Raw genomic sequence first — 13,122 nt, 5'->3', positions numbered from 1 at the left:
CGTCGCTGCGGTGGTGGCCTGCAGGCCCTGGCGACCGCGGCGATGATGGTGCAGGCGGCGGATGCGATCCGTCCCGGATGGGGGCCGGCCCGGTTCCGGCGACCGAGAAACTGGCCGGCCGACGCGGATTCGACTCCGCGGCCACACCTCCCGAATCGGTCGACCTGGTGGAGCTGAACGAGGCATTCGCCGTCCGGTTGTTGCGCGTGCTGGAGCGCTGGAAATGGAATGATCAGGCCCGGCTCAATGTCAACGGCTCCGGCATCTCGCTCGGTCATCCGATCGGCGCCACCGGCGTTTGCATTGCCACCACCCTGCTACACGAGTTGCATCGCCGTGGCGGCGGTCGCGGCCTGGTCACCATGTGTATCGGTGGCGGTCAGGGATTTGCCGCCATCGTTGAATCCGTCTGAGAATCAAGGAGATCTGACAATGACGTCGCCCGATTCCCATGTCCGTCCGCTCGGCGGTGTACGCGTGGTGGAGGTCTCCAGTTTCGTCGCCACCCCACTGTGCGGGCTGACACTGGCCCAGTTGGGTGCCGAGGTGATCCGCGTCGATCCCATCGGCGGGGCCGCCGACGTGAATCGGTGGCCACTCACCGATGACGGCACCACCTCCATCTACTGGACCGGACTGAACAAGGGCAAGAAGTCGGTCACCGCGGATCTGCGATCACCCGACGGGCAGGCCTTGGTCCAGCGGCTCGTCACCGAATCCGGTTCCGGTGGCGGCATTCTCGTCACCAACGCGGGTGGTCGCGATTGGATGAGCCACGACACCCTGGCCGCACTGCGACCCGACGTCATCACCCTGGAACTCCTCGGCGGCTCCGACGGCACCCCCGCCGTCGACTACACCGTCAATGCGGGACTGGGATTCCCGCTGATCACCGGCCCCCTCGACCACGACGGCCCGGTCAACCACGTGCTCCCGGCGTGGGATGTGGTGTGCGGACTCTATGCGGCGCTGGCGATCACCGCCGCCGTCCGGCACCGTGAACAGACCGGAGTGGGCAGCCGGATTCGGTTGCCGCTGGCGGACACCGCCCTCTCCATCGCCGGTACACTCGGCTATCTCACCGAACCGCAGGTCAATTCGCAGTCCCGCCCGGCCACCGGCAACGACGTGTACGGCACCTACGGCACCGATGTGGTGACCGCCGACGGTGACCGGTTCATGCTCGTCGCGCTTACCGGCCGCCATTTCCGCGACCTGGTCCGGATCACCGGAACGGAGGCGGTCGTCGACTCCCTCCAGCAGTCGCTCGGCGTCGACTTCTCCGCCGAATCCGATCGCTTCACCCACCGAGCCGTGCTGAACGCGTTGTTCGGCAAGTGGTTCGCCGACCATTCGACCGACGAGGTCGCCGCCGCACTGGCCGGATCATCGGTGCTGTCGCAGCGGTACCGCAGCTTCGACGAGGTCGTCGCGTCGGGTGAGCTCGCGAGGAATCCGCTGTTCGCCGAACTCGATCAACCCGGAATCGGCCGATATCTCGCGGCCGGGCTGCCCGCGTCATTCGACGGGCAGCAGTATTTCGTCGGTCCCGCCGTACCCTTGGGCGCCGACACGCCCTGACCCGATTCGCCCGCACCGACCCGGTCCGGCCGGCTCCGAACGATGCATCCGCCATATGGATAAACTTCGCCGAAAAAGGAGAGGCCGTGGCGGATCGCCCAGATCGGTTGGGTGACATGGATTCTGCTACCACTCTCGTTCACCGCTGCGCTCGTCCGGCTGGTGATCATCTGGATCCTCGATTTGGGCGGACCGGTCATCGCCGAGTTCAACGACCGCCGACGCGGCGGCGGCTTTCCGTGGCATGCGCACCACATCGCCGAGCGTTACGGCCTGCTCGCCATCATCGCGATCGGCGAATCGATCACCGGCGCTCTGGCTGCCGCCCAGATGATATCGAACGCACAGGGACGGACGGTGGAATCGGTGGTCGCGCTCGCCGCCGGCGTGCTCATCTCGTTCTCGTTGTGGTGGACGTACTTCGTCATTCCCTCGGGTCCGATCCTCGATGTTCGGCGGGACAACGTGATTCCGTGGGCATATATGTGCACATCGCCGGTCGTGGCCACGGTGTTGGCGGCCGTCGGTTGGCCGCTGTGGGCCTGTCTGCTGGTCGTGCTCGTCTCGCCGCTGTCGGTGATCGTGTTGTTGGACGTCGTGATCAACGACGCCGCCGATAACCGGTGACGTTCACTCCGTCCGGAAGTACGGCCGGTGCTTCCGGTTGGCCTCGACGATCTCTCCTGCCATCGTCAGCGCCACCGAGACGGTGTCGGTGCCGGCCGCCGTCGAGCGATTGAGCACCTCACGGGCGGTGTCGGCGATGGCGTCGACCCGTTCGGTGAGCCCGGTCTCGTCGTCGCGTACCTCGGCCTCGACGGCGAGCAGTCCGCCGGCGTTGGCGACGAAGTCGGGGACGTGGATGATGCCGCGTGTGCGGAGTTCGGCCGCAAGGGAATTGGCGCTCAGCATATTGTTGGCCGCACCGACGAGCGCGGTAGCTCGCAGCGCGCCGACCGCATTCCCGTCGATGACACCACCACCGGCACACGGCGCCACGACATCGACGTCGAGCTGCAACACATCCTCCAGATCGACTGCGATGATTCCGATCTCGTCGACGGCGCGATGCATCCGGTCGGCATCGATGTCGGCGCCGAAGACCTGCGCGTCGACCTGGGTCAGCATCCGCGCGACGTGCAGGCCGACGTTGCCGAGTCCCTGCACCGCCACCCGGGCGCCGGCGACGGTCCGGCCGCAGGCCTCCAGGGCCACCTCGATGCTGCGGACCACGCCGCGAGCGGTGAAGTACGACGGGTCGCCGCGTTGACTGGAGACGACGGGTACGTGGCGGCCGATCAATTCCAGGTCGCGCACCGAGGTGCCCATGTCGACGCCGGGGATGTACCGGCCATTCAGTGAGGCAATGTATTTGGCGTGGGCGATGAGCACCTCGTCCCGATTGGCCACTCGCGGATCGATGTTGATCACGCTCTTGCCGCCACCGAGTGGCACTCCGGCGAGGGCCGCCTTGTAGGTCATCGCCTGGGCGAGGTTCATCGCATCGGCAACGGCGTCCGCGGGCGAGGCGTAGGAACGCATCCGGACACCACCCAATGACGGTCCGAGCGTCGTATCGTGCACGGCGATAACGGATTCGAGACCTACCTCGGGGTCGCGGCAGAGCACGATCTGCTCGAAGTCGCGATCATGCAGCGCAGTGAGGAATCCAGTGGTCGATGTCTGTGATGTCATGGCGCAGGACGCTATTGGCGCGGCGCGGTCCTGCACAAGGACTTGGCGCGAAATAGCGACGAGTACGCAAATCTTTGTCACAGGGACGATCTTCGCGATATATTTTTGCGCATGGTCCAGCTCGATGACGTTGATCTCCACCTGCTCGCGCTGCTGTCCGACGACGGTCGGGCGACGTTCTCGGATCTCGCATCACGGGTGAATCTGTCGGTGGCCGCCACCAAACGGCGCGTCGACCGGCTTCGCGCACAGAATGTCATCACCGGTTTCACCGCGACCGTCGACCACGCCGCGCTCGGACGCCCCGCCGAGGCCTTCACCGAGGTCCGCTACGTCGGCACCTCCCAACCGGACGAGATGATGGCCGAGATGACGCAGATCCCCGAGGTGGAGGCGGTCTACACAATCGCCGGCGACCCCGACATGCTCGTCAAGGTGCGCGCCCGCGACCACAGCCATCTGCAGCAGGTGATCAACCACCTGCGGCGAGGCGGCAAGGCGACCGGCACGAAGACGATGATCGTGCTCGGGTCCTGGCATCGCTGAGCGAGACCCACCCGGACATGTCGCCGTCGAACACAAGAATTTTCACCGGTTGCGGCGGCGTGCTCGACTTCTTTGCGTATCGGCACCGGGATCGCCGTTCTCCTTGGCGTGGCCCAGGTCACACTGATTGCATGACGTGCACTGCCGATCATCGTCTGCCCGCACCGGCCACAGCCCTCGTGCGCGCAGGCACCCCAGTGCGTGCCACGGGTACCCCCGTGTCAGGTCGGCAGTCAGAGATGCACTGCGCGTAGCGAACTCGCAACGAGGAGAACACATATGCCCGGAACCGGGATATGGCGGACAAAATCCGTCGAGCAATCGATCGCCGAGACCGACGAACCGCGCAGCAAGCTGCGCAAGGACCTGACGACCAAGGATCTCACGGCCTTCGGGGTCGCCGTGGTGATCGGAGCGGGCATCTTCACCCTCACCGCCCGCACCGCCGGCGACATGGCCGGGCCGTCGGTGTCCTTGGCGTTCATCCTCGCCGCGGTGGCGTGCTGTCTCGCGGCGTTGTGCTACGCCGAGTTCGCGTCCACCGTCCCGGTCGCGGGCAGCGCCTACACCTTTTCCTACGCCACCTTCGGCGAATTCATCGCCTGGATCATCGGGTGGGACCTCATCCTCGAATTCGCCTTGGCCAGTGCGGTTGTCGCCAAAGGATGGTCGCTGTATCTGTCGGACTTCATCGGTCTGCCGACGACCATCTCGATCGGCGGGATCGACACAGACTGGGGTGCGGTGGCGGTGATCGGCGCGATCACCCTGACCCTGGCGTTCGGGGTCAAGTTGTCCTCACGCGTCTCGACCGTCATCACCGCCATCAAGGTGGCGGTGGTCCTGCTGGTGATCATCGTCGGCGCGTTCTTCATCAACACGGCGAACTATCATCCGTATGTGCCTGCGGCAGAACCGAACACCGACAGCAACGCGGGACTGCAGCAGACCCTGTTCGCGGCGCTGAGCGGGTCGGACGGCAGTAACTACGGCTGGTACGGACTGCTGGCCGCGGCAAGCCTGCTTTTCTTCGCGTTCATCGGCTTCGACGTCGTCGCGACCACCGCCGAAGAGACCAAGAACCCGCAACGCTCCATTCCGCGTGGCATCCTCGGGTCCCTCGCGATCGTCACCGTGCTCTACGTGGCGGTGACCGTTGTACTGACCGGCATGGTCGGATATCAGGAACTGCGGACCGGCAGCCCGCTGGTCGGCGACGGCAGCGCCACCCTGGCCACCGCATTCGAGGCGCATGGCATCACCTGGGCACAGACCGCGATCAACGTCGGCGCCCTGGCGGGCCTCACCACGGTCGTGATGGTGATGATGCTGGGTCAGACCCGTGTGCTGTTCGCGATGTCACGCGACGGCCTGATCCCGCGATCGTGGGGAACCACGAAGGCGTCGGGAAATCCGGTGCGCGTCACCATGATCGTCGGCGTCGTGGTCGCGGCGATCGCCGCATTGTTCCCGATCGGTGTGCTCGAGCAGATGGTCAACATCGGCACCCTCTTCGCCTTCGTGCTCGTCTGCGCCGGTGTGCTGATCCTGCGTCGCACCCGACCAGATCTCAAGCGCGGCTTCCGGGTTCGGCAAGCCCATTCGTCCCGATCCTCGCGATCGTCGCCTGCGGGTGGCTGATGATCAACCTGTCGGTGGAGACCTGGATTCGGTTCGTCGTCTGGATGCTGATCGGCGTCGTCGTCTACCTGCTCTACGGCCGTCGTCACTCGGTCCTCGCACTCCGGTCCCGACAGGCCGCGCAGCCCGACACCGTTGACAGCGTCCTCGCCCCCACTGACAGCGCCCTCGTCGTCGTTGACAGCGCCCGGACCGACGTTGACAGCGCTCACCGATGACGTGACAGCGCTCGCTTGACGTCTGACGGCGCCAGGCTCACACCGGCCGGGCGCCATCAGCGTCGAACAAAGCGCTGTCAACGTGGAAGAGAGCGCTGTCAACGCAGTGAGAGAGCGCGGGTCGGGGAATCCTCACAAGGAACGGCCGTCTGCGAGACGGCCGTTCCTTGGTCGACTGCGGTCGACGGAACCTAGAGGGCGCCCTTGTTTGCGTCGCCGGCCGGGACGGCGGTGAAAGTCTTCACGTCCAACGGCCCCGCGAGGAGGGGACCGATCGCGGCGCCGAGTTCGGCGAGCGCCGGTGCGCTGCCATGCACCTTGAGGGCGTCGGCCGATTCCCACTTCTCGATCATCACGAAATCGGTGCCGACGGCCGCTTCGTGCAATGCGTACAGTTCGCAGCCCGGCTCGCCGTGGACCTTGTCGATGGCAGTCAGGATCGCGTCCTTGACCTCGGCTTCCTTGCCCTCCTGCGGGCTGATTGTCGCCACCACGATCACCTCGGACATCTCGTGTCACTCACCTTCGTCTCGACTGCAGTTTGACCTGTCGCACGCTACCCGGTGGCCATCCCATCGACGGTGAAACCTCAGAACTCAGGCGAGCAGCCGCCACAGGCCGACGAGACCGACGACGACGATCACCACGCGCAGCGTCCACGGCGACAACCGCCGCCCGTACCGCGCACCCACCACGCCGCCGATCAGCGAACCGACGGCGATCATCCCGGCCGCCGCCCACTCGATCCGGTCAAACGCGACAATCGTGTAGGTCACGGCGGCAACGACATTCACGATCAACGACAGCAGATTCTTGGCCGCGTTGAGGCGCTGGATGTCGTCCGGGGCGATCACACCGATGGCACCGATCAGCAGGATGCCCTGCGCGGCGGTGAAGTAGCCGCCGTAGATGCCGATGAGGAAGGTGGCCGCCGTCATCGCGGCGAGGCGCGTGGGCGTCAGCGGAAATGCCTGGGAGATCGGCACATCCGGGTCATGGCCTGCCCTCGACCGCTGCAACGACCACCGTTGGATCCGGGGTCCGAGAACCACCAGGATCAGCGCACCGATGAGCAACACCGGTACGACCGCCTCGAACACCGTCTCCGGCAGATGCAGCAACAGAAAGCATCCCAGCAACGCACCGAGGAACGACCCGGGGATCTGCCACCGCAGCCTCGGCCACTGCCCATCGAGTTCTCGCCGGTACCCCCACGTTCCCGACACGCCGCCGGCGACCAATCCGATCGCATTGGAGATGGTCGCACTGACCGGGGGCACCCCGAACGCCACGAGCGTGGGGAAGGTGATGAGTGTTCCGCTACCGACCAGAGCGTTGATGGCTCCGGCGCCGAACCCGGCGGCGAGCACCGCGATCAATTCCCAGGTGGACATGCCTCCAGGGTGCTGGGAGACCGGATCCACACGGCATCGGGGTGCCACACGCCGCGTCGTACAGCCGCAAACGGCTGACGAACCACTATCACTGAAGCATGCAGATAACGCCGATCGCCGCGACCCACCGCATCCTCACCGCGGTGGCCGTAGGAGTCGTGGCCGGCACCGCCACCGGCGTGCTCATCGACGACATCGGACACGGACTGCTCGTCGGCATCGTCGGGACCGCGGGAGCGTTCGTGCTGATGGGCTGGCTCGCTCTGTGGCCGATGGACGGCGCCGAAACCAAGGAGCATGTGGCGCGCGAGGATTTCCGGCCGCAGGTCGACGAGATCATCGTCATCGCCGCCGCCCTCTCCGCTCTCGGCGGCATCGTCGGATTGCTCATCGAGGGTGGTTCCCACGCGCAGTGGCCTCCGGCGGCACTCGCTCTGGCCGGCGTCTTCCTCGCCTGGGCGAGCGTGCACCTGATGTTCGCCACCCGGTACGCCTACATGTACTACGCCGACGCCACGCCCGGCGGCATCGACTTCAACTCCGACGACCCGCCGGCGTTCCGCGACTTCTTCTACTTCAGCTACAACCTCGGCATGACGTATCAGGTGTCCGACACGTCGGTCTCGGACTCCGCGATCCGTGCGGTGGCCCTGCGTCACTGCCTGATCTCCTACGTCTTCGGTGCGGTGATCCTGGCCACCACCATCAACCTCGTCGCGGGTGTGGTGACCGGGTAGTGGTCAGGACACCGCCACACTCCGGTGCCCGTCGACGGTGAACGCATCCCCGACGAACCGCACCGGCTCACCGAGCGCCATCGCCGCCAGTTCCTCACCCCACACCGGTGCGAACTTGAAACCGTTGCCGCTCATCGCCGTTGCCACAACGACCCGGTCACCGACTCGATCGATGACCGGCATCTTCGTCTGCGTCCACGAATCCGCGTGCAGCGACCACCGGACGACCTCGGGGATGAGATCGGGCATCAGCCGCTGTGCCTGCTCGCCGACCCAGCGCAACTGATCGCCGTCGAGTGTCGTGGGATGCTCGGTGGCGGTGTCGAAGTCGAGATGCGGGCAGATCTTGATGCTGTACCCGTCGAGTGTCGGCACGCCGAACGCATGCACGTCGTCGCGGTCACGCATGAAGCCGGGCAACCGATCCGGGGTGAACAGGTCGACGTGGCGCGGCATCAGCCAGGTGAGCGCGAACGTCTTGGACGTGACGATGTCGGCGAGGCCGGGCAGTACCTGTGTGGTCCACGGACCGGCGGTGACGATGACCTGATCGGCGAGGTACTCACCCCGGGTGGTGCTCACCCTGACCCCGTGCCCGGTGTCCTCGATGTCGAGCACCGTGGTGTCGTAGAGCATCGAAGCACCGTGCGCAACTGCCTGATCCGTGGCTGCCGCGACGGCCATCTCGGGCCGCATCGCGCCGCCCAGTGTGTCGAGAACACCCACGTCGCCGTCATCGATGGCGAACTGGGGGAACCGTTCTCGCAATGACGCGGCATCGAAGACCTCATGCGGCAGATCGAACTGGTCGATCGCGGCGAGGGTCGGCACCAGATCGGGGTGGTCGGCGGGCGCCACGCTCAGCGCACCCACCGGCAGCAGGACGTCGCTGCCGTAGGCGGCACCCAACTGCTGCCACAGTTCCCGCGAGCGCAACAACGCCGGGGTGAACAGTTCGCCTTCCTTGGCGGCGACCCGGAACAGTCGGGATTCCCCCGCGTAGGCCCCATTGGGGTGGACACGCCCGTACTGTTCGATACCGAGCACATCCACACCCCGGGAGGCCAACTGCCACAGCGTCATCGACCCGATGGAGCCGAGTCCGACGACGATCACCGAACGTCGCGCGGCGGGACTCACGCCAGCACCGGGCTTTCCCACAGGTTCAACGAGGTCCCAATGCCGCGTTCGACGGCGTTGCGGTACACCACCGTTGCCCACGCGACATCCTCGACAGGCATGCCGCCCACCGACATCAGCACGATCTCGTCGTCGCTGCGACGACCGACCACATCGCCCGCAGCCACCGCACCGAGGTCGATGAGTTCGTCACGGTCCATCGTGCCGTCGTGGATCATGTCGAGGAATTTGCAGCCGATGATCGGGATCACGTTGTGCGACGGGTGTCCGGCCTCCTCCGCCCAGGCCTCGTAGAGGCGGGTGTTGTCGACGACCTTGCGCACGTCGGGACCCCGGAGGGTCTCGTCGATGTTGCAGCCGGCCGGCATGCTCAGGAAGGCACCGGGCTTGATCCAGTCGCGGGTCAGCGTCGGATAGGTCGACGGATCACCGGCCTCACCGGAGGTGCAGAAGGTGACGATGTCGCTGTCGCGGACGGCCTCTTCCAGGGTGTCCACCTCGATCACCTCGATCTGCGGGAACTGCTCGGCGACCCAGGAGGTATAGGTGTCCAGGCTCTTTCGGCCGCGGCCCTTGATCTTGACGGTGTCGATCTTGGGGCAGGTCGCCACGAACGCGGCCAGTGAGGTCTTGGCCATCACGCCGGGTCCGACGATGCCGATGACCTGCGAGTCGGGTTGGGCGAGCAGTCGTGCGCCGACGCCGGGAACCGCGCCGGTGCGATACGCCGACAGCAGATTCGCCGACATGAGTGCCAGCGGGGCACCGGTGTCGGTGTCGTTCAGCATGAACATGAGAATCGAACGGGGAAGCCCCTTCTCGCGGTTGGCGATGTTCGATCCGTACCACTTCATTCCACTGGTGCCGAAGCTGCCACCGAGGTAGGCGGGCATCGCCATGAAGCGACGGTCGGCGGTGTTGGCCGGCATCGTCTCGAACTCGGATTCATCGGGGAAGGTGATCATCGCACCGTGCGAGTCCGCGTTGGGTCCGGCCATCCGGTAGTCGCCACGGTGCAGCAGCACGAAGGTCTCAGCCATGGCGTCCACGCAGGCGGCCATGTCGGTGACGCCGGCGGCGATCATGTCCTGCTCGGACAGGTAGCGGAAGTCGATGGCGGTGGTCGGTCGGGTCGTTTCGGTCATGATCGTGGGTCCTGACGTGTGGGTGAGGTCATCGGTCGCGCAGTCGCATCGACGTCGATACCCTGCGGTTGCCAGCAACATTACAAACGTAATGTTTCGGATGAGTGCTGGTATGTTCCCTTTGGGTAAACCGCATCGGGAGGAGGAGCCACCGTCGTGAACAACGTCTCCACGCCCACCTCCGGCGCCCGTCCCGGCTACGGCACCGGCCGGGATGCCCTGGTGTCGGCTACCATCACCATCGTTGCCACACAAGGCATTCGGAAACTGACCTACCGTGCGGTGGCCGCGGCCGCCGGCGTCACCCACGGCACGGTGCAGCATCATTTCGCCAATCTGGACACCCTCCTCGAGGCCGCCCTCGAGCATTGCGTTGACGTCAGCATCGCCGATTCGGCCCTATCCGGCGGCCATGACAGCGTCGACAGCTTCATGGCGGGACTGTCGCGCCTGGTCCGCGATACCCTCGACGAACAGGTCTTCCAGTACGAACTCGTGCTCGAGTCCCGTCGCCGTCCCGAGCTACGGCCGCACGTCGAGCGCTATTACGCGCGATATGCCGAGTCCATCGGAGAATCGTTGCGGCGGATGCACCTTCCCGACGACGACACCACCGTGGAGGTGGTCTTCTCCGCCGTCGACGGCCTCGTGTTCCGCGCCCTCACCCTCGGCGACGGCGATCTCTCCCACCTCGACGTGCATCTCGGCCGGCTCCGGGAGTTGTTGCACGCGTTGGGTGAACGCGCGCAGGAGACATAACCCGAATCCGAGCTCAGCCCTCGGCCCGCAGGATGGCCCCCACCCGGGCGGCCGGCTCGCTCAGCAACCGCGCCAGCGCGTCGGCGTTGTCGATGTGCTTGGCCGGCGCCGAGATCACCAGCACGGCACTCAACTCATCGTCCCGCCCCCAGACGGGCACCGCCACGCAGCCGAAATTGTGGATGAACGATCCGACTTGACTGACGAATTCCGGTGCCGCCGAGGGATGTCCCGATCCGACGGCGAGTACGAGACGTCCGGCGGCCGAGGCGGTCAGATCGTGCAGGAGCCGCCCGGGATCGCTGAGTGGATAGTCGGGGTCGATGTCGATCAGACTCAGACGCGCACGCGCGGTACCGGGCCGGTGACAGCCGAACAGGTGCACGCCGAAGCGCAACCCACCCCGGAGCTCATCCAGGGTGGTGCGCAGTTGTTCCGGCACCGTCGAGCCCGACGCGACTCCGACGAGACGCTCGATCTTGGCACCCAGCGCGAACCCGCCGAGATCGGGAGTCCGGACCAGATACTCCTCCTGGGCAAGCAGATTCACCAGCCGGTAGATCGCCGACTTCGACAGTCCCAGATGCCGCGACAGTTCGGCGGCACTGACACCGGGCCCAATCGTGGCCACTTCTTCGAGGATCTGCAGCGCGTTGATCACCGACCGCGACGACGAATCGCCGGCGAAGGCCGGGCTCATCGGGTCGGCCCGACGACGGCGATGTCGTCGGTGTCCAGATGCCCACTCCAGACTTCGGAACGGGTCGGCGTTTCGTGAATACCGACCCGAGCCAACAACTCCGGCCGCACGACACGCAAGACCACGCAGCCCAGCGCCGCGATCACCAGCCAGGCCACCGCCGCCAGGATCCCCGGCCACCACACCCCACCGATGTTGGTGACGATGAAGACCACGAGGATCGCGACGATCCCGACGGAACCGAGCGCGGCGGCGACGACGATCCGCGGCTGCAGTTCACCGGTCCGATAGAGGAATACCGGCGCCGCGACACACACCAGGGCGTACGCCACGAGAAACGCGATCGCCGGCGCCGACGCCATCGACCCACGGACGCTGTTGGCCGACGCCCCCGCAAAGATACTCACGACCACCACCGCGGCGATCAGCGCCACCGACATCACCACCCCCACCACCGGGGTCTTGTATCGCGGATGGGTGCGCCCGAGCGGCGCGGGCACGACACCCTCACGCGACAGCGACAGCAATGTCCTCGTCAACGCCGTCGTGCTGGCGAGCATGCACGCCAGGAACGACGCGCACACCCCGATGTAGACGATCGGCGTGACCCACCCGACCCCCAGTTCCCGGGTGAGAACACCGAGGTCGCCGCTGCCGAGGCCCGCGATGGCCTCCAACACCGACAGGTTGCCCGCCTGTGCCGCGGTGGCGAGAACCACGACGACGACCCCGATGCCGAGCGAGACGCGCATGGCCCGCGGAACGGTGCGCAGCGGTCGCCGCGCCTCCACCGACAGCGTTGCCGCGCTCTCGAATCCGACGAGTCCGCACACGGCGATGGCCACGCCGCTGAACAGGTCGGTCATGCGGTCCGGGCCGGCCACCATCGCCGACAACGACGAATGCGGAGAGGTTCGGACGAGCAGTGCGACCACGACGGCCAACAGCACGACGACGGCGACGGACTCCACCACCAGTCCCACCCGGGCCGAGAAGCGTATTCCGCGGATGAGCAGGACCGCGCACAGCACGGCGAGCGCGGTGGCGGCGACGCAGATCTGCGCGGGTCCGGGATCGTCGACACCGATCAGGCGCAGCCCGTACCAGGACATCTGCGACAGCATGAGCACACCCAAAGCGCCGTACCCGAGCACCATCGCGGCAGCGGTGATCAGCCCGCTCGTCGATCCCAGTCCCTTGGCGACGTAGGTGTAGAGCGCACCCGGAGCGGCCATTCGCGACGCGAACGCGCCCAGGGTGACCGCGACCAGCGCCGACAACACCGCGGCACCGATGACGCTCCAGACCAGCGGTCCGCCGGATTGGCTCACCAGCATCGGTATGGTGGCGGCCGCGGCGCAGGGTGCCATCACCGCCACCGACTGGGCCACGACGTCGCCGAAGCCCAGGGTGCGGCGGTCGAGGCCCGCCAGTTGCGACCGGGCACCCAGCCGCAGGCGCACCCGCGCGCGGCGCCCGGCACCATCGGCTACGGGCTCGGACATAGGGCGCGACGCTAGTGACGCGGTGTTGCCGCCGTGTTTCGGGCCCGTGTTCGCGCGGTGA

The 13,122-nt window shown here is 66.4% G+C and carries 12 protein-coding genes and 2 pseudogenes; 7 read left to right on the top strand and 7 right to left on the bottom strand.

Annotated features, from left to right (window positions below; all coding sequences use genetic code 11):
* Positions 1–50: 50 nt before the first annotated feature.
* The 3 genes and pseudogenes from ABLE94_RS22390 to ABLE94_RS22380 form a co-directional block, all read left to right on the top strand.
* Positions 51–413 (top strand): annotated as a pseudogene (locus ABLE94_RS22390) (acetyl-CoA C-acyltransferase); the annotation flags it as partial.
* Positions 414–432: 19 nt separating this feature from the next.
* On the top strand, positions 433–1,581 hold the full coding sequence (locus ABLE94_RS22385) for a CoA transferase (protein ID WP_348809924.1): 1,149 nt from the start codon (positions 433–435) through the stop codon (positions 1,579–1,581).
* A 93-nt stretch (positions 1,582–1,674) separates the two neighbouring features.
* A complete protein-coding gene (locus ABLE94_RS22380; protein WP_348809951.1) occupies positions 1,675–2,208 on the top strand; it encodes a low temperature requirement protein A in 534 nt (177 codons plus the stop codon).
* A gap of 3 nt (positions 2,209–2,211) precedes the next feature.
* On the opposite strand, the gene ABLE94_RS22375 is transcribed toward ABLE94_RS22380, so the two are convergent.
* The gene (locus ABLE94_RS22375; protein ID WP_348809923.1) at positions 2,212–3,276 is read right to left on the bottom strand and encodes a Glu/Leu/Phe/Val family dehydrogenase; all 1,065 of its coding nucleotides are present in this window, start codon (positions 3,274–3,276) and stop codon (positions 2,212–2,214) included.
* A 111-nt stretch (positions 3,277–3,387) separates the two neighbouring features.
* Here ABLE94_RS22375 and ABLE94_RS22370 point away from each other — a divergent pair, with 111 nt between their 5' ends.
* Both ABLE94_RS22370 and ABLE94_RS22365 read left to right on the top strand, forming a co-directional pair.
* Positions 3,388–3,822: an Lrp/AsnC family transcriptional regulator gene (locus tag ABLE94_RS22370; protein WP_348809922.1), complete on the top strand. Its 435-nt coding sequence runs from the start codon at positions 3,388–3,390 to the stop codon at positions 3,820–3,822.
* 279 nt (positions 3,823–4,101) lie between these two features.
* Positions 4,102–5,681: pseudogene (locus ABLE94_RS22365) on the top strand (APC family permease).
* A 191-nt stretch (positions 5,682–5,872) separates the two neighbouring features.
* Here ABLE94_RS22365 and ABLE94_RS22360 read toward each other — a convergent pair.
* Positions 5,873–6,190, bottom strand: coding sequence for a putative quinol monooxygenase (locus ABLE94_RS22360; RefSeq protein ID WP_348809921.1), 318 nt, complete (start codon positions 6,188–6,190; stop codon positions 5,873–5,875).
* An 87-nt stretch (positions 6,191–6,277) separates the two neighbouring features.
* The gene (locus ABLE94_RS22355; RefSeq protein WP_348809920.1) at positions 6,278–7,075 is read right to left on the bottom strand and encodes a sulfite exporter TauE/SafE family protein; all 798 of its coding nucleotides are present in this window, start codon (positions 7,073–7,075) and stop codon (positions 6,278–6,280) included.
* A gap of 98 nt (positions 7,076–7,173) precedes the next feature.
* Between ABLE94_RS22355 and ABLE94_RS22350 the strand changes: the two genes are divergently transcribed.
* Complete coding sequence (locus ABLE94_RS22350) at positions 7,174–7,812, top strand: DUF1345 domain-containing protein (protein WP_348809919.1); 639 nt, start codon at positions 7,174–7,176, stop codon at positions 7,810–7,812.
* A gap of 3 nt (positions 7,813–7,815) precedes the next feature.
* On the opposite strand, the gene solA is transcribed toward ABLE94_RS22350, so the two are convergent.
* Both solA and ABLE94_RS22340 read right to left on the bottom strand, forming a co-directional pair.
* Entirely contained in the window at positions 7,816–8,952 is a 1,137-nt protein-coding gene (gene solA, locus ABLE94_RS22345; RefSeq protein WP_348809918.1) for an N-methyl-L-tryptophan oxidase, read from the bottom strand.
* Positions 8,949–10,097: an ornithine cyclodeaminase family protein gene (locus ABLE94_RS22340; RefSeq protein WP_348809917.1), complete on the bottom strand. Its 1,149-nt coding sequence runs from the start codon at positions 10,095–10,097 to the stop codon at positions 8,949–8,951. The genes solA and ABLE94_RS22340 overlap by 4 nt, the downstream gene beginning before the upstream one ends.
* 156 nt (positions 10,098–10,253) lie before the next feature.
* Between ABLE94_RS22340 and ABLE94_RS22335 the strand changes: the two genes are divergently transcribed.
* Positions 10,254–10,856: a TetR/AcrR family transcriptional regulator gene (locus ABLE94_RS22335; RefSeq protein ID WP_348809916.1), complete on the top strand. Its 603-nt coding sequence runs from the start codon at positions 10,254–10,256 to the stop codon at positions 10,854–10,856.
* Positions 10,857–10,869: 13 nt separating this feature from the next.
* Here the strand turns inward: ABLE94_RS22335 and ABLE94_RS22330 are convergent, their stop codons facing one another.
* Complete coding sequence (locus ABLE94_RS22330; protein WP_348809915.1) at positions 10,870–11,556, bottom strand: helix-turn-helix domain-containing protein; 687 nt, start codon at positions 11,554–11,556, stop codon at positions 10,870–10,872.
* The gene (locus tag ABLE94_RS22325) at positions 11,553–13,061 is read right to left on the bottom strand and encodes an APC family permease (protein ID WP_348809914.1); all 1,509 of its coding nucleotides are present in this window, start codon (positions 13,059–13,061) and stop codon (positions 11,553–11,555) included. The genes ABLE94_RS22330 and ABLE94_RS22325 overlap by 4 nt, the downstream gene beginning before the upstream one ends.
* Between the last annotated feature and the right edge of the window lie 61 nt (positions 13,062–13,122).

Source organism: Gordonia sp. VNK1, assembly GCF_040049135.1.
GTDB lineage: Bacteria > Actinomycetota > Actinomycetes > Mycobacteriales > Mycobacteriaceae > Gordonia > Gordonia oleivorans.
This window is presented reverse-complemented; position numbering and strand designations above follow the sequence as displayed.